Here is a 20,363-nt window from a genome sequence, read left to right as displayed (position 1 = left end):
CTGCCGGCACCTTCTCCCCGTATAGTGACGGGGAGAAGGGAGATACCGCAACCCCGGCTCCCTCTTGCCGCCGTTGGCGCAAATCGAGACACAGCGCCCCTCTCCCCGTCACTATACGGGGAGAGGATGCCGGCAGGCAGGTAAGGGGCAGCGCTGGCTTTGGAGACTGGCTCGTCTCAGCGGGGGGCGCCGCCGCTCAGCCCCCCAGCGCCTGCTCCAGATCCGCGATCAGATCGTCGCCATCCTCGATGCCCGCCGACAGCCGCACCAGCGAATCCGATATGCCGATCTCTTCGCGCTTCTCCGCCGGGATCGATCCATGCGTCATCAGCGCAGGGTGTTCGATCAGGCTTTCCACGCCGCCGAGGCTTTCGGCCAATGTGAACAATTGCGTGCGTTCGAGGAACCGTTTCGTGCCGGCGAGGTCGCGGTCGAGCACGGCTGATATCATGCCGCCGAACGCATGCATCTGCTGGACGGCGACGGCATGCTGCGGATGGCTGGCCAGACCGGGATAGATGACCCGGCGCACATCCTTGCGGGCCTCCAGCCACTGCGCGATCTTGAGGCCGTTCGACGAGTGCCGCTCCATCCTCAGCGCCAATGTCTTGAGGCCGCGCAGGGCGAGAAAACTGTCGAACGGGCCCGAAATGGCGCCGATGGCGTTCTGCAGGAATTTCAGGCGATCGGCCAAATCCTTGTTGTCGCCGACAACAGCCACGCCGCCGACCATGTCGGAATGGCCGTTGAGGTACTTCGTCGTCGAATGCACCACGACGTCGATGCCGAGCTCCAGCGGCCGCTGCAAATAGGGGCTGCAGAATGTGTTGTCGGCGACCGAGAGGATGCCCTTGCGCCTTGCAAGGGCCGCGACGCCTTCGAGATCGACGATGCGCAGCAGCGGGTTGGTCGGCGTCTCGACCCAGAGCATTTTCGTCTCCGGGCGGATTGCCGCCTCTATAACCGCAAGGTCGGTGCAGTCGACGAAGCTCACCTTGAGATCGGCGGAGCGCTTGCGCACACGCTCCATCAGGCGGAAGGAGCCGCCATAGATGTCGTCGGTGGCGACGATGTGGGCGCCGGAATCGAGCAGTTCCAGCACGGTGGCGATCGCCGCCAGCCCGGAGGCGAAGGCGAAGGCAGCCGAGCCGCTTTCAAGATCGGCCACCGCGCGCTCGAAGGCAAAGCGCGTGGGATTCTGGCTCCGGGCATATTCAAAGCCCTTGTGCACGCCGGGCGACTGCTGGCCATAGGTCGAGGTGGCGTAAATCGGCACCATCACCGCTCCGGTCAGGGGATCGTGGCTCTGGCCGCCATGGATGGTGCGGGTGGAGAAGGCCAGGCGGTTCTTTCCGGATGCGGTCATCGTGCACGGCGCCTCAAATGGTTGATCAGGTCGATGCGGGTTATCAGGCCGACGAACTCGTCGCCGTCGAAGATGATGGCGACCTCGTTGCGGTCGAATACCGGCAGCAGCGCGTCCAGCGTCTGGCTGGCCTGCAAAGTATGCAGATTGGAGGTCATCGCCGTGCGTACCGGCGCGTTGAAGCGCTCCCAGCGGCCCTCATAGGGGCCGTCGACCTTGGCCAGAATGTCGCTTTCGTCGACGATGCCGACCAGCTTGCCGTCGTCGAGCACCGGCAGCTGCGAGACATCGGAGCGGCGCATGCGGCCATAGGCGTTGAGCAGGCTTTCGTCCGGACCGACATAGACGGTGTCGCCGGTGCGGTGCGTGCGCATCACCAGGTCGCGCAGGTCACCATGCTGCTCGTGCTCGGCCAGCCCCTGCTCGGCCAGCCAGAAATCGTCGAAGACTTTCGACAGATATTTGTTGCCGCTGTCGCAGACGAAGGTGACAACGCGCTTGGGCGACGTCTGCTCGCGGCAATAGCGCAAGGCGGCCGACAGCAGCGTGCCCGAAGATGAGCCGGCCAGGATGCCTTCCCGGGACAGGAGATCGCGCACCGCCAGCATGCTCTGCTTGTCCGATATGGAATAGGCTTTCTTGACCAGCGACAGCTCGGCATTGGGCGGCACGAAGTCCTCGCCGATGCCTTCCACAGTCCAGCTGCCGGCCTCCACCATCTTGCCGGTCTTGATCAGCGGCGCCAGCACCGAGCCGACCGGATCGGCCAGCACCATTTCCGTCTTCGGCGATGCCTTGGCGAAGAACCGGCCAAGGCCGGTCAGCGTGCCGCCTGAGCCGACGCCGACCACCACCGCGTCGACATCGCCGTCGAGCTGCGAAAAGATTTCCGGACCGGTGGTGGTTTCGTGCGCCTCAGGGTTGGCCGGATTGGCGAACTGGTTGGCGTAGAAGGCGCCGGGCAGCTCGGCCGCGATCTTTTCGGCCATATCCTGGTAATATTCGGGGTGGCCCTTGCCGACATCGGAGCGCGTCATGCGCACTTCCGCGCCCAGTGCGCGCAGGTGCTGGATCTTCTCGCGCGACATCTTGTCGGGCACGACCAGGATGATACGGTAGCCCTTGGGGATGCCGACCTGGGCCAGGCCCAGCCCCGTATTGCCGGCCGTCGCCTCGACGATCGTGCCGCCTTGCTTCAGCCTGCCCTCCTTCTCGGCCGCCGCGATCATCGACAGTGCGATACGGTCCTTGATCGAGCCGCCAGGATTCTGGCTTTCGAGCTTGATGAACAGCCGGCACTTGCCGGTGTCGAATTGGGTCAGTTCGACCACGGGGGTCTGGCCGATCAGGTCGAGCACCGATCCGTAAGGCGGCCGCAGGCGCGACATTGCGTTTTCCGAAGCGGCGTTTTCCAAAGGGGCGCTATCCGAGGGCGCGATCTTGTGCCTGCTCATATCGATGCTCCATGATCAAGCGGCCGCCTCGTGCAGGGCGGCAGCGTATCCTCTTTTCCAGCCCTTTGCAGTGGGAAAGAAGATAGATCGTGCCAATCGACCGGCTAGATGGAGAATGAAATTCCGGGGCGGGCTCCGTCGTGCAAATCGCCCGCAGGCTTGTGGGGCGGCGTAGAACGCCGACGCCCTACCCCAGCAGCTGCTTGCTCAGCCTCGCACACTGGACGCGAATATCCGGGATGGCGTCGATCTCGAAGAAGGTGCCTCTGGTCAGCGGGCCGACGGCGAGGATTTTCCTGGACACCGTGCCGTCGCCGGCGATGATCTCGCAATTGGCCGTAACGTCGAGGCCGATGCGCAGCGGATCCGGCCGCGCCAGCCCGCGGTCGACCAGCGAGCGCACCACGCTGTTCGACGAGCCCGAGATGTCCCTGACGATGCCGGAGCAATCATAGATGCGGGCGACCTCGAATCTCTCCAGCCGCTTGGTGTGGCGCGACTGGACCTGGACCGTGAACTCGTCGCCCGCCGCGATGTCGACGACACGGCCGGCGACGAGGCGGATGCGGCCGGACTGCACCGCTTGCGTGACGCGGGCATGGACCTCGGGCGCCATGCGGTGGCGGTGGATGTCCCACCACGCCTTGGTGTGCTCGACGAAACGGCGCTTGGCGGAGGCCGGCCAGTTCTGCCAGATCTTCTGGTTGAACGGACGCAGGCCGTCGACGACGTCGCGCCAGTCGATGCCGGCCTTCTGGTTTTCCCGGATCAGGTCGCGGAACCAGCCGACGAAATAGGAAAGCTGGGTGCCGAGCGGGATATCGGCGACGTCGAGCTTGATCGGATTGCCCTTGCGGTGCGGCGAGGGCAGCAGGCCGCGCCGCGACACCGCGACGATCTCCGCGCGGTGGCCGCGCTGTTCGAGCGCCAGGAATGCGTCGACCATGCTGAGGCCCGTTCCCAGCACCATGACGCTCCGGTCGGGATCGAGCGCGGTGTCGGCCTCCGATCCCATCCGAACCGCATGGCCTTGCCCCATGGCCGGCACCTCGTCATGGCCGGTGGCGAGCACCGCCAGATGGGCGACGACGCTGGTGCCGTTGGCGAGCGCCACTTCGACCCCCGAGGCCGTGGGCGAGATCGACAGGCTCTCCTCATGGATCAGCCGAAGCCGTCCGGTCTCCCTCTCGCGCGCCTCGAGATCGTCCAGCAATTCGCCGAGATAGCGGGCATAGATGCTGCGCGGCGCGTAGACCGGCGCCTGCTCGGGCGTTGCCAGGCCGCGTTCCACCAGCCAGCGCCAGAAATTGCCGGGATCGTCGGCATAGGCGCTCATACCGGCGGCGCTGACGTTCAGCACATGCGCGGAGAGCAATGTGGAATAGGCGATGCCCTGGCCGAAATGCGGGCGCTTCTCGACCAGCGTGACGCGAAGGTCGGGATTGGGCTGTCTCAGCAGATGCGCGGCGAGCACGACCCCGCTGGCGCCGCCGCCGACGATGATGATCGAGTTGCCGCGGCCGCTCATGCCAGCCCCGTGCGACGCGCCGGCGTCAGGCCTTCACCGCAACCGAGAGGTCGTCGAGGCCCCTTGCGACCCCAAGGTCGTCGAGGCCGATGTCGCGCATCTCGGCGAGGCTGCGCTGGTCGAGCACCTCGGCGATCGCTTGCCGGACTTCCAGCATCAGATGTCGAACCTGGCATGTCGCCTCGTTACAGTCTTCACAGCGCTGGTATTGGGTACGGCTGGCGCAAGGGATCGGCGCCAGCGGGCCGTCGAGCACACGCACGACATGGCCGACCCTGATTTCCTCCGGTGGCCGCGCCAGGCGATAGCCGCCATCCTTGCCTTTGCGGCTCTGCACGAAACCGGCATTGCGCAATTCGCCCAGGATGGCGTCGAGAAACTTCTTCGGGATGCTGTTGCCGGTCGCGATGTCGTTGACGAAGGCAAGCTGCCCGGCCGGCATCCGTGCCAGATGGACGAGCGCCTTGAGGCCGTACTTGCCTTTCTTGGTGAGCATGATCCGAACGTTTCTCTGTCATGCGATGGCTCGAGGCCATCCTTTGCGAAACGCCTGGCGTGCCTCCCGCCGCGCTCAAGCATCCATGACACATAAATTCTACCAACATGATATACAAGCCAATCGCGATTGATCTTGCTTGATTTTCAAGCCATTGCGGCCATTTTGGACCTGACTTGTTACGCCTGGGACACAAACCGTGGCGCGACGGCCCGAGACCGGTGCCACCGGCGATCGCCGCGATACGGATGGGTATGACCTCTCATCGTCGCCTCCAAGTCTCTATGTCGATAAGTTTACTATACTTAAACGCGAACAGGCGGAACACGTTTTTAAATTCCAATCCATCTGAAGCATGGATTTGCCTTTCAAGCGGCTGCAACGTGAATTCTCGTTCGCGATCGGAGGCCGTAGCGGTGGCTGGAGCTTCCCGAACGTGATGATCTCGCCACTCTTGAAGCGCCATAGCCGCCAAATCCGCCTGGGGACCTCGGCACCGGCAGCTTTTTCCAACAAATCCGGCCCCGCTAGAAGAATTTAACTCTACAAGAACCATAGAATTAGCGGACTATCATGAAGCAATCCGGTTTTCCCCTGTTTCATGGAGCCCTTGATGTCCACCACCATTTCGCGACGCATCCTTCTCCTGTCTACGGCCGCACTTGCCGGCGCCGCCTTCCTCGGCCCGGCTTTTGCCGACGACCTCAAGATCACCATCGGCTACCAGACGGTGGTCGAACCCTCCAAGGTGCCGCAGGCCGATGGTGCCTATGAAAAGGCTACCAACGCCGCCATCGACTGGCGCAAATTCGATTCCGGCGCCGATGTCATCGCCGCGGTCGCATCCGGCTCGGTAGACATCGGCTATGTCGGTTCGAGCCCGCTGGCGGCGGCGGCGAGCCGCGAATTGCCGGTCCAGACCATCTTCGTCGTCGGCCTGATCGGGCCATCCGAGGCCTTGGTCGCACGCAACGGCGCCGGCATAGAGAAGGTCGCCGACCTCGCCGGCAAGAAGGTGGCCGTGCCCTTCGTCTCGACGACGCATTACAGCCTGCTTGCCGCGCTGAAACATGAGAATGTCGACCCGAAATCGGTCGAGATCCTCAATCTCAGGCCGCCGGAAATCGCCGCTGCCTTTTCGCGCGGCGATATCGATGCGGCCTATGTCTGGGATCCGGCGCTCGGCCAGGTCAAGACATCAGGCAAGGTGGTGCTGAATTCCTCCCAGGTCGCCGCCTGGGGCGCGCCGACCTTCGACGCCTGGATCGTGCGCACCGACTTTGCCGAAAAGAACCCGGAAGCGGTGCGCGACTTCGTCAAGGTGACGGGTGCGGCCTATGCCGAGTACCTGGCTAAGCCCGACGCCTGGTCGGCAGCGTCGCCGCAGGCGGCCGAGATCGCCAAGCTGACCGGCGCCAAGGTCGAGGAAGTGCCTGAACTGCTCAAGGGCTACGTCTTCCCGACACTCGAAGAACAGGCCTCCGACAAGTTCCTCGGCGGCGGCACGGTCAAGGCGATCGCGGCCGCGTCCGCCTTCCTCAAGGAGCAGGGCAAGGTAGACGCCGTGCTGCCGGACTATTCGAAATATGTGACATCGAAATACGTCACCGAGGCGCTGGCCTCGAACTGACCCGAGCGTTGGAGCGCCCCATGCCACGACGGGCAGGTGGCGCCCCGATGAGACGCGCGCGGCTTTCCTGACGCCGCGTGTCGTCTGTCCCGGAGCCGCTGACGAGGCGCGGCTTCGGGCAGGCGGACTTCAACGAACTCCTGCGAGGGCTCATGTCGCATCTCGTGCTCGACAGAATCTCGATCCACTATGACGGCCAGCCCGCACCCGCCGTCGAGCGGGTATCGATCGACGTCGCCAGCGATGACTTCGTCGTCCTTGTCGGCCGTTCCGGCTGCGGCAAGACCTCGCTGCTCAATGTAGCCGCCGGCTTTGTCGCGCCGGCACGCGGCACGGCCGCGATCGACGGCCGGCCGATCGCAGCACCCGGTTCGGACCGTGCGGTGGTGTTCCAGAACGACGCGCTGTTTCCCTGGCTGACGGCGCGCGAGAACGTCGCCTTCGCGCTCAGGCTGCGCGGTGTCGGGCCATCCGAGCGGGCGCGCCGCGCCGACGAATTGCTCGGCCTGGTCAAGCTCACCGATGCCGGCGACAAGCGCATCTGGGAGCTGTCCGGCGGCATGCGCCAGCGCGTCGGCCTTGCCCGGGCGCTGGCTGCCGAGCCGCAATTCCTGCTGCTCGACGAGCCGCTCGGCGCGCTCGATGCGCTGACGCGCGAGCGCATGCAGACGACGCTGCTCGACCTGTGGACGGCAAGCAATGTCGGCGTGCTGATGGTCACGCACGGCATCGACGAGGCGCTGGTGCTCGCCACCCGCATCGTCGTCCTGGCGCCCGGGCCGGGCCGGGTGGTGCGGACCTTGGAGCCGGGCTTCTCCAGGCGCTACGCAGCGGGCGAGGCCATCCGCGCCATCAAGGCCGATCCTGGCTTCGCCGCGGCGCGCGGCGAACTGACCGACGCGATCTTCGAGGGAGAGGCGGCATGACCATTTCCTCCTCCTACACCGAACGCTCCGGCTCCAGGACCGAAGAGGCCGACGGCCTGTCGGTGCCATGGTCGCGCCCGGTCCCGAAGCGCAAGGGCGTTTCGGCGCGCATGGTCAGCGCGGCTACCATTCTTCTGGTGCTGGCGCTTTGGACGCTGTCGGCCCGCCTGCAACTGGTGTCGCCGGTATTCCTGCCCTCGCCTGTGGCGGTGTGGAACAAATTCATCATCGTCGCCCGCGATGGCTTTGTCGACGCAACGCTCTTCCAGCATATCGCCGCCAGCCTGGGGCGGGTGTTCGCCGCGCTCGTCGCGGCGCTCCTCGTCGGCGTGCCGGTTGGCCTCGCCATCGGCATCAGCACCGTCGGCCGCGGCATTTTCGATCCGCTGCTGGAATTCCTGCGGCCGATCCCGCCGCTCGCCTATCTGCCGCTGGTCATCATCTGGTTCGGCATCGGCGAGCCGTCGAAGGTCCTGGTGATAGCCATCGCCATGCTGGCGCCGGTGGCCTTGTCGACCGCGTCCGGCGTCCGCGGCGTCTCGCAGGAGCGCATCAACGCCGCGCGTTCGCTTGGCGCGACGAGGCGCCAGGTGGTCCGCCACGTGATCCTGCCCAGCGCGCTGCCGTCGATCCTGACCGGACTGCGCATCGCGCTCGGCGCCGGGTGGTCCACGCTGGTCGCCGCCGAACTGGTGGCGGCGACGCGCGGGCTTGGCTTCATGATCCAGTCGGCGGCGCAGTTCCTGGTCACCGACGTGGTGGTCATGGGCATTTTGGTGATCGCGGCCATCGCCTTCGTGCTCGAATTCGCCATCCGCAGGATCGAGCGCGCGCTCGTGCCGTGGGCGGGACGCGAATGATCGGGAAACGGAGATGACGATGACCCATTCCACCGCCATGCTGTTCGCCCATTTCGGCACCTGGCTGCTGGGCCTGACTTCCGATGGCAAGGCGACAGAGGAGGACAAGGCGACAAGGGAGGACGGTCCGCGCTCGCCGGCGCCCGTCCGACTCCCGGCCGGGCGTGACCGCCTGCCGCCGCGAGACGAAAGCTTCTACTGGGCCTGGCAGTACTGGTCGCAGTGAGAGCGGCTCAACCGCGGGAACGGTTCGCCCACACGAGCCCGGCGAGACCGACCAGCATGACGATGATGCCGATGGTGAGCCATTGCGACTGGCCGCCGCCGATCGCGCCGATGCCTTGCAGCGACCACAGCGCGCCGACCGCCAGCACAATCAATGCCAGCAGATTTTTGATCAGTCTCATTGCCGGATTCTCCTTCCGAAGTTGATCGGTCGCGTCGTCGCCACCGCGATGAAAGAGGCAAAGGAATCGGTTCCGCAGCAGCATCTTCTACTTGGATGTTGCCGCTCGATCTTGTCAAACAAGACATGGATATCCGCTGGAACATCATCGTGAGTTGATCGCCGACCGTCGGGAAATCACTGACAGACTGTTACCGGGCGACTCTAAACGTGTGCCGATGCCATGGAACTGCCGGATGATTGCCGCATTTCGTGCCTTATTGTCTCCGTAACGGCTGGGGCCTGTCAAAAACGGAGCCTTCCCCCAAATATGAATAACAACAACCGGACCGCGCTTGCCGCGGTGACGATCGCTGCTGGCCTGATGGTCGGCGCCTCCGCCACTCCAGCCGCCTCCGCCGCCGGCCAATGCGGCCGCGCTTCCTGGTACGCCCTGCACTCCAGGACCGCGTCGGGCGAACGGATGAACCCTTCGGCCTTGACCGCCGCACACCGCACGCTGCCTTTCGGCACCAAGCTGCGGGTCACCAACCAGAACAATGGCCGCAGCGTCGTGGTGCGCATCAACGATCGCGGACCGTTCATCCGGGGACGCGTGCTCGACCTGTCGAAGGGTGCCGCCGGCCAGCTCGGCTTCATCGGTTCGGGCCACACCGCGGTCTGCATGGCGCGCGTCTGACCACCACTGCCCGGCCCGAGGGCCGGGCCCCTGGCCTTCGCACCTGCACAATGAGCCGGCTTGTACCGTCCAAGGCTGATTTCCAACGCTTCGGACCAAGAATGCGTATAGATCACGCCACGTGACGTATTGCATCGCAGCAATTAGTTGTTAACTTCCCCGCGAGACAGTTAGGGCCAGGCACTGCTCGCCGCCCCTTCGGTCGCAGGCCGCAGCGGGGTAAACGGATGTTCTACCAGCTCTATGAAATGAACCACGCCGCCCTGCAGCCGGCCCGTCTCTATGCCGATGCGGTGCGGCTGTTCTATTCCAACCCGCTCAATCCGTTCTCGCACACGTCCTGGGGCCGCTCGATCGCGGCGGGCGCCGAGTTGTTCGAGCGCACCACGCGCCGCTACGGCAAGCCGCAATTCGGCCTCGACAAGACGGTGGTCGACTGGAAGAGCGTGGCAGTGACCGAGAAGACCGTCTGGTCGCGGCCGTTCTGCAACCTGGTGCATTTCGAGCGCGCCGTTCCCGCCGGGCGGCGGCGAGATCCGAAGCTTCTGATCGTGGCGCCGATGTCGGGCCACTATGCGACGCTGCTGCGCGGCACGGTCGAAGCCATGCTGCCCCATGCCGACGTGCACATCACCGACTGGATCGACGCCCGCATGGTGCCGACGGCCGACGGCCAATTCGATCTCGACGACTATATCGACTATGTCGTCGACATGCTGCATGTGCTGGGCCCCGACACGCATGTGATGGCGGTTTGCCAGCCTTCCGTGCCGGTGCTGGCGGCCGTGGCGCTGATGGAAACGCGCGGCGACCCCTTCATTCCTGCGACGATGACCCTGATGGGCGGGCCGATCGACACGCGCCGCAACCCGACCGCGGTCAACCTTCTGGCCGAGGAGAAGGGCATAGACTGGTTCCGCGACAATGTCGTGATGCGCGCGCCCTGGCCGGTGCCGGGCTTCGGCCGCGAGGTCTATCCAGGCTTCCTGCAGCTTTCGGGCTTCATGAGCATGAACCTCGACCGCCACATCATCGCCCACAAGGACTTCTTCATGCACCTTGTGAAGCATGATGGCGACAGCGCCGAGAAGCACCGCGACTTCTACGACGAGTACCTGGCGGTGATGGACCTGACGGCGGAGTTCTACCTGCAGACGGTCGACACGGTGTTTGTCCGGCATGCCTTGCCCAAGGGCGAGATGACGCATCGCGGCACGCCGATCGATCCCTCGGCCATCCGCAATGTCGCGCTGTTCACGGTGGAGGGCGAGAACGACGACATTTCCGGCCTTGGCCAGACGCGGGCGGCGCACGATCTGTGCGTCAACATTCCCGCCGACAGGAAGGCGCATTACATGCAGCCCGCGGTCGGGCACTACGGCGTCTTCAACGGTTCGCGCTTCCGCGCCGAGATCGTGCCGCGCATCATCGACTTCATCACCAGCTATGGCCGCCAGAACCGGGTCGCCGTGAAACCGAAGCTGGTCCGCACCGCCAAAAGATAGGCAGCCGGCATTGCCGGCCCGATAGCGCCGCACAGGCCGGGCAGGCCTGTCGCACGGGTGCCGCTGCCATGCGTCTCGCGGGTAACCATGTCGCAAATCACCCAATCGTGGTAATTGACACGGACTGTAGATCGCCCTTAACCTTTCATTAATAACAAGGGCGAGCGGGGACAATGAATTCCTCACCAATGGCGCGAACGCTTCGTGCGTGCGCAGTAGCCGGACTGGCGACAATGATGGGAGGCTGGGTGGCACCGGCCCTGGCGGCCGGAGCGATGACGACCGGCGGCGTCGCGTCGCAACCGATCGGCCATTATGATTTCTGCAGGCTCAATGCCCGCGAATGCGCGATCCGTCCCGGCAATCTGGCGCCGGCCGCGATGACGGACAGGTTGTGGCGCAAGCTGGCCAAGGTCACCGCCAGGGTGAATGCCGCCGTCAAGCCGATGAGCGACATGGACATCTATGGCAAGGACGAGGTCTGGGCCTATCCCGCCAAGGGCGTCGGCGACTGCGAGGACTATGTGCTGGAAAAGCGGCGCCTGCTGTCCCGGATGGGCATATCGCTTGCCGATCTTCTCATCACCGTGGTGCGCAAACCCGACGGCGAAGGGCACTCGGTGCTGACGGTGCGCACCGACAGGGGCGACTATGTGCTCGACAATCTGACCGACAAGGTCAAAGCCTGGGACGACACTGGCTACCATTTCCTCAAGCGCCAGGCGATCGACAACACCGGCCGCTGGGTCTCGATCCGTGGCGGCCAGCAGGTGCTGGTCGGGTCCGTGGAGTAGGGACTGCGGCGGGCGGCGCGCCCAACCGCCGGATGTCGGCCCCGCCCCTCATTGCCCTGCCGGGCATTTCTCCCCGTATAGTGACGGGGAGAAAGACGCTGTCATCGACGATTTCCCCAATTGCCGACGTCGCAAGAAATACGCCAAGGGCGCGGCTGTCTCCCTTCTCCCCGTCCTATACGGGGAGAAGGTGCCGGCAGGCGGATCAGGGGCGGCGCCGACGTTGCAGTCACGCGCCGCGCGCACTCCCCAAAAAATTCCCACCCTCCATGAACCATTTCGGCCCGGCCGGCGACACACAGCCGTGAACCGAAACCAACCATGGAGACTTCAAATGACTGCTTTCCTGCGTAACACCCTTCTTGCCGCCGTCGCGGTGTCGGGCATGGCCGGATCCGCTCTGGCCGATCAGACCATTCGAAGCTGCGCCAACACCAATCTCAACGACCTGTGGAGCGGCCGCTGTTGCGGCGCCGCCGGCGCATCGGACTGCCTTGGCGGCGGCAATGGTGGCCGCGGCCATGGTGATCACGGCCGCGGTGGCAATGGCGGCAGCACGGCCGGCAAGAACTGATCTCATCACGGCGGCCCGCCGGCTGCTGCTGGCGGGCCGCCGTTTCGCGATCGGGAGCTCAGCCGCCGCGACAGCCGGGCAAACCCGGCCTACCGCCGTCGTCCCAGCGCCGCTCGGATAGAGAAGGTTATGCGGCGCAGTTCCTCCTCGTCGAGCTTTTCGATGTTCTCGGCCAGGAGGTTGGCAAGCTCGGTCGCGGCCGGGCTCAGGCCCGACGTGTCGAGCCGGACGCGCGGATGCGAGCCTTCGGCCAGTCGCGCCAGTTCCTCGGCGTCGTCCCAGATGATGTTGAAATAGCCGATGATCTTCTGGATCAGCGTCCAGGTCGGCGCGCCGCGCCTTCCATGCTCGAGCGCCGACAGATAGGCGGCGCTGACGCCGATGGCGGCGGCCATGTCCTTCTGGGTGACGCCGCGCTCGGCCCTCAGCGCCCGCAGCCTCTCGCCGAACGGGGTCACGATCCCATCCTCACGACCGGACCCGCCGCAGCCTGACATAGAGCGCGCCCGAGCCGCCATGATTGCGCGCGGCGTGATCGTGACTGGAGACCAGCGGCCGGAACGCCGGCGTCGACAGCCAGGCCGGCACCGCGCGGCGCAGCACGCCGTCGCCGCCCGACGAAGAGCCCTTGCCGGTGATGACCAGGACATAGCGGATGCCGCCGGCATGCGCGCGGTGCAGGAAGGAAAACAGCAGCGAATAGGCTTCGTCCTGCGTCATGCCGTGCAGGTCGACGCGGCCTTCGATGGGCAGCCGGCCTTTCGATAGTTTGTCCAGCGTCGGCTCGTCGAGCACATGGGAGACATGCTGGGCCTTCGGCTTCGCCGCGCCTGCCGGACCGGCAACGGGCCGGGCTTGTTGCGTCGGCGCCGGCTTCGCCTCGATGCCGAAATCCGGGACAGGCACGGCGGCCTTGCCCTTCAGCGGCTTGGCCGTGCGCGCCACCAGGTTCCACAGCACCCGGTCGTCCTCGCTCAATCTGTCGCTGCGGCGGGTCATGGCTTGGACCCCGAGACGAGCGGGCGCGGCACCAGTGCGTAGAAATCGGCCGGATTGCGCACCACGCCGGCGATCTCGCCGGCGGCGTCGCCCGACCCGGCGAAGAGATCTCCGCGCGCCGGCCCAGTGATGGCGGAGCCGGTGTCCTGCGCGATCATCAGGCACCGGAACGGTTTTGCCTCGAAAGCCGTCAGCGATGGCGCGTCGATGTAGAAGGGCGTGCCGAATGTGTGCAGCAGCCGGTCGACGGCGATCGAGCGGCCCGGGGTCAGCGGCACCTTGGCGGCGGCGATCGGCCCGAGCGTTGCGTCCTCGACCGCGGCCTCGCGGAAGAAGATATAGGAACGGTTCCGCCACAGGATCTCGTCGACGCGGCCCGGATGCGCCCTGAACCAGGCGCGGATCGACTGCATCGTCACGTTTTCCAGCGGGATCTCGCCGAACTCGCTCAACACCTTGCCGGGCCCGGTGAAGCGCTGGCCGGACTTGGCGGCATAGGTGACGCGGCACAGCCGGCCGTCGGTCATGAGAAGCCGCGCCGCGCCCTGCACATGGATGAAGAAGGCATCGACCTTGTCGGCCAGCCAGGCGATCTCCAGGCCCTTGCCGGCGAGCGCGCCGCGCTCGATCGCGCCGCGGTCGAAATATTCGGCCGGCCCGTCCGGCGTCCGGCGCGCGAAAGCGAGATAGGGGTCCATTCCGTCGGGCCGGTTGGCGTCGTCGACATCGACGAGATCGGCGGGACGCGACAGAAGCGGCACGGCAAAACGCTCCGTGCGCACCGGCGAGGCCTCGACCTCCGGTTCGTAGAAGCCGGTGACGAGGCCGGCGCCGGTCTCTGGACGCACCTGCATGGGGACGAAATGACGCTCGAAGAAGGCGCGGGCCTCAGACCGGCTGGCAGGAGGGGCCGCGCGCGCCTCGGCATAGGCACCGGCAAAGGCGTCGAAGTCGACGCCGAGCGCGCCGCTGCGATAGGGCTTGGCCAGGACATGGAAAGCGGAGCGGCGAAAGGCCTCGAAGGCCGCCAGATGGTCGTCGTCATCCCAGCCGGGCAGAGCGCCGAAGGATCTTTCGCTGAATGCCTGATGGAAGGACACGACAGGCCCGCCGCGGTCAGGGATTCAATCTTCTTCTTCGGTGGCGACGAGCTTCCAGTTCGGGTCGCGCGAGCGCGTGTCGCGGGCGAAGGTCCAGACGTCCTTGACCTCGGCGACGGTTTCGGGGTCGCCGTCGATGACCGCACCGGCCTTGTCGCGCGTCGCCGAAATCAGCTCGCTGATGATGCGCAGCGTGACATGCGCCTCGCCGCCCTTCATCTCGGCCGAGACGATGTCGGCCTTGTCGATGCCGACGAAGGAAGACTGGATCTTTTCCGACCGCGCCTCGCGCTCGCCGATCGCGGCGACGAAACCGTCATAGACATCGCGCGACAGAAGGTTCTTCAGCGTTTTGCGATCGCCGTCGGCATAGGCCATGACGATCATCTCGTAAGCCATCTTGGCGCCGTCGACGAAACCCTTCGGGTCGAAGGACGGATCGTTGTCCTTGATCGTGCGCAGGCCCTTGTTGAGGTCGGTTCCGGGCTTGGCAAAGGCGTCGATGGCCGCATAGACCTCGCCGGCCGGCTCGCCGGGCTGGCGCTTGCGCGGCAGCGACACGACATTCTCGGATTTCTGCGCATCCTTGTCGCCGGTGCGGGCGGCGGTATAGGGATCGAAAGGCGGCCGTTCGCTGCCGGTACGACGGCCCAGCACATTGCGCAGCTGGAAAAAGATCACAACTGCCGCAATCAGAAAGAAAATCGTGCCGAAGTCGAAGAAACCCATATCTTCCGCCAATCAATCCTGCCCTCGGCCGGACCGCCCGGCCAACAGGGCAGCGGTCGCATAGCGTTCAACATGCAAACCATATAGAACGCAAGGCGCAATCATTCAAATCAAAGGCAGCCATACCTATCTAACAGCCTCGGCGCCAGCGGCCGGCGGCCCGCTGGCAGGCAAAACAGACCAACGCCAGAACGATCGGAAGGGTCGGCAAGACTTGCGCATTTCGTTATTTCCCGTTTTTCTTCTGGCGCTTCCGCTGCTGGAGATCGCCGGCTTCGTCATAGTCGGGCGCCAGATCGGCGCGCTGGCGACGGTCGGCCTGGTGCTCGCCTCGAGCATCGCCGGGGCGCTGCTGCTCAGGCATCAGGGTTTTGGCGTCATGAGCCGCATCAGCACCGAGATGGGGGCCGGCCGCGATCCGAGCCGCCAGCTCGCGCACGGCGCCATGATCGTGCTCGCCGCGATCCTGCTGATCATCCCGGGCTTCATATCGGACATTTTCGGCATTCTCCTGTTCCTGCCGCCGGTGCGCGATCTTGCCTGGCGCAGGCTCAAGGGCCGCATCGTGGTGGCGACGAATTTCTCGGCCGGCGGCTTCCGCGGCCGGCCGCGCGACAAGGTCATCGACCTCGACGACGGCGATTATTCGCGCGAAGACGATTTCAAGCGCGGGCCGGACCACAATTCGCCATGGCGCCGCCTGAAGGACGACTGAGGCTATATTGATGTTCAGGTGATGCCGGCCTGACCTGAATCTCGACGCAGTCTGGATCCCCTCCGGTCGCAAGGCGGCAAACCTTGTCTTGTCATGCCGGCCATGGTAGCGAACGCCCGATTTCAATTCGGTCAGCAATGCTGCCCAGGCAAAAGGACACAAGGCTCATGGCCAGCAAAGATGACGCGCCGGTCGGCGCCAACGGAAACGGCAACACGGCGCAGCCCTCGCTCAACGTCCTTGCCCAGTATGTGAAGGACCTTTCCTTCGAGAGCCCCGGCGCGCCGAACTCGCTGCGCGGCCGCGATAAGGCGCCCGGCATCGCCATCAACGTCAACGTCAACGCCAATCCGCTCTCCGACAAGCAGTTCGACGTCAACCTGACGCTGAACGCCAAGGCGTCCTTCGACCAGGAAGTGCTGTTCAATGTCGAGCTGGTCTATGGCGGCGTTTTCGCCATCAGTGGCTTCCCGCAGGAACACATGCTGCCGATCCTGTTCATCGAATGCCCGCGGCTGCTGTTCCCGTTCGCCCGGCAGATCATCGCCGAGGCAACGCGCAATGGCGGCTTCCCGCCGCTGATGCTCGACCCGATCGATTTCGCGCAGATGTTCCAGCAGAAGCTGGCCGAGGATCAGGCGGCGTCGAAGGTCCAGGTGAGCTGATTCCGGCTCGTACGGATATTGCAGAAAGACCCGGCCTCGCGCCGGGTTTTTCGTTTTAGAGGCTGGTGTGGCCGGTTTGGCCGCAGAGCCCCCGACCTCGTCATCCTAGGGTCTCCGCGACGTCGCTTCGCTCCTGCTCCGCCGTAGGATGACGAAGGCGAGGAGAACGGCGCGCTTAGGCGCCCATCACCTTCAGCCACAGCGCCTTCTCACCCAGCGTGGCGACCATGCCGGCATGCGCAGCGCGCTCGGCTTCGCTCAGCCGCGGGGGCAGGGCGATCGGCCGTGCGCCGACCGAGATATCGATGTCTGCCACTTCGCCCGCGCCGTTCATCTGCACTGAAACGGTGTCCAGGATCAGAGCCGTCTGCTTGCCGCCGATCAGCTCGATATAGACTTCGGCCAACAGCTCCGAATCCAGCAAGGCGCCGTGCTTGGTGCGCCGCGCATTGTCGATGCCATAGCGCCGGCAGAGCGCGTCGAGCGAATTGGGACCCATCGGATGCCTGCGCCGCGCCAGCGCCAGCGTGTCGACGACGCGCCCGATGTCGACGGCCGGATGGCCGAGCCGGCCGAACTCGACATTGAGGAATCCGATGTCGAAGGTGGCATTGTGTGCGACCAGCTTGGCGCCGTCGGTGAAGGCGATCCACTCCTCGACGATCTCGGCGAAGGACGGCTTGCCTTGCAGGTCCGCCATGCTGATGCCGTGCACGGCCTGCGCCTCGGCATGGATCGAGCGGCCCTGCGGGTTGATGTAGTGGTGGAAGGTCTTGCCGGTCGGAAAGCGGTTGACCAGCTCGACGCCGCCAAGCTCGATGATGCGGTCGTCGCGCATGTCGAGGCCGGTGGTTTCCGTATCGAAAATGATCTCACGCATCGAATCAGTCGCTCCTGGTGAGCAGAATCGTGAGAGCGGAACAAAATGGCAATGGGCAATGACTTTTTTCCTTCTCCCCCTGTGGGAGACGGAAAAGAGGCGCCGATCTAACCTCTCAAATCCGCGATGATAGCTTTGACCTCAGCCCGCGCGGCATCCAGGCCCCGGCTGGTATCGATGACGAAGTCGGCCTGGCGGCGCTTTTGCGCATCCGGCACCTGGCTGGCCAGGATGGAGGCGAGTTTCTCTTCGCTCATGCCGGGCCGCGCCAGCACGCGCTGGCGCTGGACTTCGGCCGGCGCGGTGACGACGACGACCTTGTCGACGCGGTCGCGGCCGCCGGTTTCGAACAGGAGCGGAATGTCGAGGACGGCAAGCGGCGCGCCGGCGGCGCGGTTGCGCGCCAGGAACGCGTCGGCGTCGGCGCGCACCATCGGATGGATGATCGCTTCCAGCCTTTTCAGCGCGGCCGCATCGCCAAGCACCCGAGCGCCGAGCTTTGCCCGGTCGACGCCTCCGGCGCCGGTGGTTCCTGGAAACGCGGCCTCGACCAGGGGGGCTGCCTTGCCGGCATAGAGGCGATGCACCGTCTCGTCGGAATCGTGGACCGGGATGCCGGCCTCGGCAAACATTTTCGCGGTGGTCGACTTGCCCATGCCGATCGAACCGGTGAGGCCGAGCACGATCATGGTTTTGGCGCCAGATCGGCTTCGACGAGCGCGCGCAATTCGGGTGTGACCTGGGGCCGCACGCCGAACCAGCGCTCGAAACCCGGCACCGCCTGGTTGAGCAGCATGCCGAGGCCGTCCACCGTCTTCAGCTTGCGCGCGCTTGCCGCCGCAAGCAGCGGCGTCTCGAGCGGCACATAGACGATATCGGTGACGATCGCGTGGTCCGGCAAAAGGGCCGGGTCGGCGGCCAGACCCTCATTGCCTTGCATGCCGAGCGCCGTGGTGTTGATGAGCAGGCCGGCATCGGCAAGCAGTTCACCGGTCGCCGCCATGCCATGCGCCGAGACACCGGCGCCGAACCGGTCGCGCAATTCCACCGCCCGGGCAAGCGTGCGGTTGACGATGCGGATATCGCGGATGCCGCGCTGCTTCAGCGCGTGGATGACGGCGCGCGAGGCGCCGCCGGCGCCGAGCACCACCGCCGGGCCATTGGACGCCCAACCCGGCGCATGATCGTCGAGATTGGCGGCGAAGCCATGGCTGTCGGTGTTGCCGCCCCACAATTGGCCGCCCTCCAGCCACAGCGTGTTGACGGCGCCGATCTGCTGGGCTGCCTCATCACGGCGCTCGATCAGGGCGAACGCCGCCTCCTTGTGCGGGATGGTGACGTTGCCGCCGAGATAGCCGTTCGCTTGCAATGTGCTCAGGAATTCGGCGAAATCCTGCGGCGCGACATCGATCGCCTGGTAGCTGCCGTCGATGCCGTATCTGGCCAGCCAGTGGCCGTGGATCTTCGGCGAGCGCGAATGCTTGATCGGGTGACCGGTGACGAAGGCCTTTTTGGTCGCCTCAGCCATCGATCGCTCCCAGCGTGCGCAGTTCGGCCAGCAGCGGCAGCAGCGGCAGGCCGACGATTGTGAAGTGGTCGCCCTCGATCTTCTCGAAGAGCTGGATGCCTTCGCCTTCGACCTGGTAGGCGCCGACGCTCGACAGCGCCCTTGAGCCGACGCGCGCCAGGTGGCGGCCGATGAAGGCCGGATCGAGCTTGCGCATGGTGAGGCTGGCGATGCCGACATGGCGCCACAGCACCTCGCCGTCGCGGACCAGGACCGCGGCGCTGTTGAGCTGATGGGTCCTTCCCGACAGCGCCAGCAGATGGCGGCGCGCCCCTTCCATGTCGGCCGGCTTGTGGAACACCTCGTCGCCGAGCGACAGCGTCTGGTCGCAGCCGAGCACCAACGCGCCGGGCCTGCGCTCGCTTACTTCGGTGGCCTTGGCTTCGGCCAGCACCAGCGCGACATCCTCGGGCGAGGCGCCGCTGCCTTGCAGGGGCGCCTCGAGCGCGCGCTCGTCGACATCAGGCGCAACCGCCTCGACGTCGATGCCGGCACCGAGGAGCATCGCCTTGCGGAACGGACTGCCGGAGGCGAGGATGATTTTTTCGGTCATGCTGGTTCACCCAGGATTGGCGTTCCGTCGCGCACCCCTCACTTATCTCACCTGCACCTACCGCGTCTTCCCCCGCAGGGCAACGATTGCCGCCGCCGTTTCCTCGATCGAGCGGCGGCTGACGTCGATCATCGGCCAGCCATGGCGGGTACAGATCTGGCGGGCATAGGCGAGCTCCTCGTTGATGGCGGCGCGGTCGACATAGTCGCCTGGCACATAGGCGCTGCTGTTGCCGAGGATGCGGTTCTGGCGGACATGCGAGATGCGTTCGGCGGTGGCGACAAGGCCGACGATCAGCGGCGTCCTGGCGTTGACCAGGCTTTCGGGCACCGGCACGCCGAGCACGATCGGAATGTTGGCGGTCTTGATGCCCCTGTTGGCGAGATAGATGCTGGTCGGCGTCTTGGACGTGCGCGAAATGCCGACCAGCACGATGTCGGCATCGTCCATATTGGCCGGCAACTGGCCGTCATCATGTTCCATGGTGAAGTTGAGTGCGTCGATGCGGCGGAAATATTCGGCATCGAGGACGTGCTGGGCGCCGACGCGGCGGCCGGCCGGCGTGCCCAGATAGGACTGGAAGACGGTGAGCACCGGCTCCAGCACGGAGACGCAGGGCAGGCCCATGGCGGCGCAGCGCTCGTCGATGCCGCGCGCCAGCTTCTGGTCGACGACGGTGTAGAGAATGATGCCCGGCTCCTCCTCGATGTCCTCGAACACTTTGGCCACCTGTTTTTCGGTTCGGATGAGCGGGTAGATGTGCTCGATGGCGCGCGCATCCTTGTATTGCGCCGAAGCCGCGCGGCCGGCCGCGAGCAGCGTTTCGCCGGTGGCGTCGGAGATCAGGTGCAGGTGGAAGAAGCTCTGGGGTTTGTTCACAGGGTTTACCTAGGGCTGTGGGCGGATGTGGATAAAGCAGGGTTCGGAAAACCCGCCG

General features: G+C 65.4%; 24 protein-coding genes. 10 read left to right on the top strand and 14 right to left on the bottom strand.

The genetic code is table 11. From position 1 onward, the window contains the following. Positions 1 to 196: 196 nt before the first annotated feature. The 4 genes from LB541_RS08565 to LB541_RS08550 all read right to left on the bottom strand — a co-directional run bounded on the left by LB541_RS08565 (position 197) and on the right by LB541_RS08550 (position 4,844). Positions 197 to 1,366 (bottom strand): trans-sulfuration enzyme family protein, encoded by a 1,170-nt coding sequence (locus tag LB541_RS08565; protein WP_140554727.1) that lies wholly within the window; start codon positions 1,364 to 1,366, stop codon positions 197 to 199. Next, positions 1,363 to 2,820, bottom strand: a complete 1,458-nt coding sequence (locus tag LB541_RS08560) for a pyridoxal-phosphate dependent enzyme (RefSeq protein WP_140649492.1) — start codon at positions 2,818 to 2,820, stop codon at positions 1,363 to 1,365. Before LB541_RS08560 ends, LB541_RS08565 begins: the two co-directional genes overlap by 4 nt. A gap of 187 nt (positions 2,821 to 3,007) precedes the next feature. Next, positions 3,008 to 4,348, bottom strand: a complete 1,341-nt coding sequence (locus LB541_RS08555) for an FAD/NAD(P)-binding protein (protein WP_140628372.1) — start codon at positions 4,346 to 4,348, stop codon at positions 3,008 to 3,010. A 25-nt stretch (positions 4,349 to 4,373) separates the two neighbouring features. Continuing rightward, positions 4,374 to 4,844: an RrF2 family transcriptional regulator gene (locus LB541_RS08550; protein ID WP_140649490.1), complete on the bottom strand. Its 471-nt coding sequence runs from the start codon at positions 4,842 to 4,844 to the stop codon at positions 4,374 to 4,376. A gap of 613 nt (positions 4,845 to 5,457) precedes the next feature. Here LB541_RS08550 and tauA point away from each other — a divergent pair. The 4 genes from tauA (at position 5,458) to LB541_RS08530 (ending at position 8,486) form a co-directional block, all read left to right on the top strand. Beyond that, positions 5,458 to 6,474, top strand: coding sequence for a taurine ABC transporter substrate-binding protein (tauA, locus tag LB541_RS08545; protein WP_224618178.1), 1,017 nt, complete (start codon positions 5,458 to 5,460; stop codon positions 6,472 to 6,474). A gap of 152 nt (positions 6,475 to 6,626) precedes the next feature. Next, the gene (locus LB541_RS08540; RefSeq protein ID WP_140649488.1) at positions 6,627 to 7,400 is read left to right on the top strand and encodes a taurine ABC transporter ATP-binding protein; all 774 of its coding nucleotides are present in this window, start codon (positions 6,627 to 6,629) and stop codon (positions 7,398 to 7,400) included. Further along, entirely contained in the window at positions 7,397 to 8,260 is an 864-nt protein-coding gene (gene tauC, locus LB541_RS08535; protein ID WP_140649486.1) for a taurine ABC transporter permease TauC, read from the top strand. The genes LB541_RS08540 and tauC overlap by 4 nt, the downstream gene beginning before the upstream one ends. A 19-nt stretch (positions 8,261 to 8,279) precedes the next feature. Beyond that, positions 8,280 to 8,486 carry a hypothetical protein gene (locus tag LB541_RS08530; RefSeq protein ID WP_224618177.1) on the top strand — a complete coding sequence of 69 codons (207 nt, stop codon included), beginning with the start codon at positions 8,280 to 8,282 and terminating at the stop codon, positions 8,484 to 8,486. Positions 8,487 to 8,493: 7 nt separating this feature from the next. Here the strand turns inward: LB541_RS08530 and LB541_RS08525 are convergent, their stop codons facing one another. Then, complete coding sequence (locus tag LB541_RS08525; RefSeq protein WP_224618176.1) at positions 8,494 to 8,667, bottom strand: hypothetical protein; 174 nt, start codon at positions 8,665 to 8,667, stop codon at positions 8,494 to 8,496. Positions 8,668 to 8,976: 309 nt separating this feature from the next. Here LB541_RS08525 and LB541_RS08520 point away from each other — a divergent pair, with 309 nt between their 5' ends. The 4 genes from LB541_RS08520 (at position 8,977) to LB541_RS08505 (ending at position 12,218) form a co-directional block, all read left to right on the top strand. Continuing rightward, positions 8,977 to 9,345 carry a septal ring lytic transglycosylase RlpA family protein gene (locus LB541_RS08520; protein ID WP_140491856.1) on the top strand — a complete coding sequence of 123 codons (369 nt, stop codon included), beginning with the start codon at positions 8,977 to 8,979 and terminating at the stop codon, positions 9,343 to 9,345. A gap of 227 nt (positions 9,346 to 9,572) precedes the next feature. Then, positions 9,573 to 10,850, top strand: a complete 1,278-nt coding sequence (locus LB541_RS08515; RefSeq protein WP_224618175.1) for a polyhydroxyalkanoate depolymerase — start codon at positions 9,573 to 9,575, stop codon at positions 10,848 to 10,850. 173 nt (positions 10,851 to 11,023) lie between these two features. Beyond that, a complete protein-coding gene (locus tag LB541_RS08510) occupies positions 11,024 to 11,644 on the top strand; it encodes a transglutaminase-like cysteine peptidase (RefSeq protein WP_224618174.1) in 621 nt (206 codons plus the stop codon). A 334-nt stretch (positions 11,645 to 11,978) separates the two neighbouring features. Beyond that, the gene (locus LB541_RS08505; protein ID WP_140491863.1) at positions 11,979 to 12,218 is read left to right on the top strand and encodes a hypothetical protein; all 240 of its coding nucleotides are present in this window, start codon (positions 11,979 to 11,981) and stop codon (positions 12,216 to 12,218) included. Between the two features lie 89 nt (positions 12,219 to 12,307). Here LB541_RS08505 and LB541_RS08500 read toward each other — a convergent pair whose 3' ends face one another. From LB541_RS08500 to LB541_RS08485, 4 genes are read right to left on the bottom strand one after another with little or no spacing between them, the layout of a single operon-like run. Next, positions 12,308 to 12,676: a helix-turn-helix domain-containing protein gene (locus LB541_RS08500; RefSeq protein WP_224618173.1), complete on the bottom strand. Its 369-nt coding sequence runs from the start codon at positions 12,674 to 12,676 to the stop codon at positions 12,308 to 12,310. Positions 12,677 to 12,686: 10 nt separating this feature from the next. Beyond that, positions 12,687 to 13,217 carry a Smr/MutS family protein gene (locus LB541_RS08495; protein WP_140625316.1) on the bottom strand — a complete coding sequence of 177 codons (531 nt, stop codon included), beginning with the start codon at positions 13,215 to 13,217 and terminating at the stop codon, positions 12,687 to 12,689. Further along, positions 13,214 to 14,317, bottom strand: a complete 1,104-nt coding sequence (locus LB541_RS08490; RefSeq protein ID WP_224618172.1) for a murein transglycosylase A — start codon at positions 14,315 to 14,317, stop codon at positions 13,214 to 13,216. Before LB541_RS08490 ends, LB541_RS08495 begins: the two co-directional genes overlap by 4 nt. Positions 14,318 to 14,341: 24 nt before the next feature. Continuing rightward, positions 14,342 to 15,046, bottom strand: coding sequence for a Tim44/TimA family putative adaptor protein (locus LB541_RS08485; protein WP_140514105.1), 705 nt, complete (start codon positions 15,044 to 15,046; stop codon positions 14,342 to 14,344). 214 nt (positions 15,047 to 15,260) lie between these two features. On the opposite strand from LB541_RS08485, the gene LB541_RS08480 reads away from it, so the two are divergent. Both LB541_RS08480 and secB read left to right on the top strand, forming a co-directional pair. After that, positions 15,261 to 15,761 carry an FxsA family protein gene (locus LB541_RS08480; RefSeq protein ID WP_140625318.1) on the top strand — a complete coding sequence of 167 codons (501 nt, stop codon included), beginning with the start codon at positions 15,261 to 15,263 and terminating at the stop codon, positions 15,759 to 15,761. 167 nt (positions 15,762 to 15,928) lie between these two features. Next, positions 15,929 to 16,426 (top strand): protein-export chaperone SecB, encoded by a 498-nt coding sequence (gene secB, locus LB541_RS08475; RefSeq protein ID WP_140491875.1) that lies wholly within the window; start codon positions 15,929 to 15,931, stop codon positions 16,424 to 16,426. A 175-nt stretch (positions 16,427 to 16,601) separates the two neighbouring features. On the opposite strand, the gene dnaQ is transcribed toward secB, so the two are convergent. The 5 genes from dnaQ to LB541_RS08450 all read right to left on the bottom strand — a co-directional run bounded on the left by dnaQ (position 16,602) and on the right by LB541_RS08450 (position 20,305). Further along, entirely contained in the window at positions 16,602 to 17,306 is a 705-nt protein-coding gene (gene dnaQ / locus LB541_RS08470; RefSeq protein ID WP_140514104.1) for a DNA polymerase III subunit epsilon, read from the bottom strand. Between the two features lie 107 nt (positions 17,307 to 17,413). Then, positions 17,414 to 17,995, bottom strand: a complete 582-nt coding sequence (gene coaE / locus LB541_RS08465) for a dephospho-CoA kinase (RefSeq protein ID WP_224618171.1) — start codon at positions 17,993 to 17,995, stop codon at positions 17,414 to 17,416. Beyond that, positions 17,992 to 18,834, bottom strand: coding sequence for a shikimate dehydrogenase (locus LB541_RS08460; protein ID WP_224618170.1), 843 nt, complete (start codon positions 18,832 to 18,834; stop codon positions 17,992 to 17,994). The genes coaE and LB541_RS08460 overlap by 4 nt, the downstream gene beginning before the upstream one ends. Then, positions 18,827 to 19,426, bottom strand: coding sequence for a Maf-like protein (locus tag LB541_RS08455; protein WP_140879387.1), 600 nt, complete (start codon positions 19,424 to 19,426; stop codon positions 18,827 to 18,829). The genes LB541_RS08460 and LB541_RS08455 overlap by 8 nt, the downstream gene beginning before the upstream one ends. 57 nt (positions 19,427 to 19,483) lie before the next feature. Next, on the bottom strand, positions 19,484 to 20,305 hold the full coding sequence (locus LB541_RS08450; protein ID WP_140491905.1) for a pyruvate, water dikinase regulatory protein: 822 nt from the start codon (positions 20,303 to 20,305) through the stop codon (positions 19,484 to 19,486). Positions 20,306 to 20,363 lie beyond the last annotated feature (58 nt).

The sequence above is a fragment of the Mesorhizobium sp. BR1-1-15 genome (genome assembly GCF_020165475.1).
GTDB lineage: Bacteria > Pseudomonadota > Alphaproteobacteria > Rhizobiales > Rhizobiaceae > Mesorhizobium.
The sequence above is the reverse complement of the archived record's forward strand: the minus strand, read 5'-3'. Positions and strand labels throughout refer to the sequence as shown.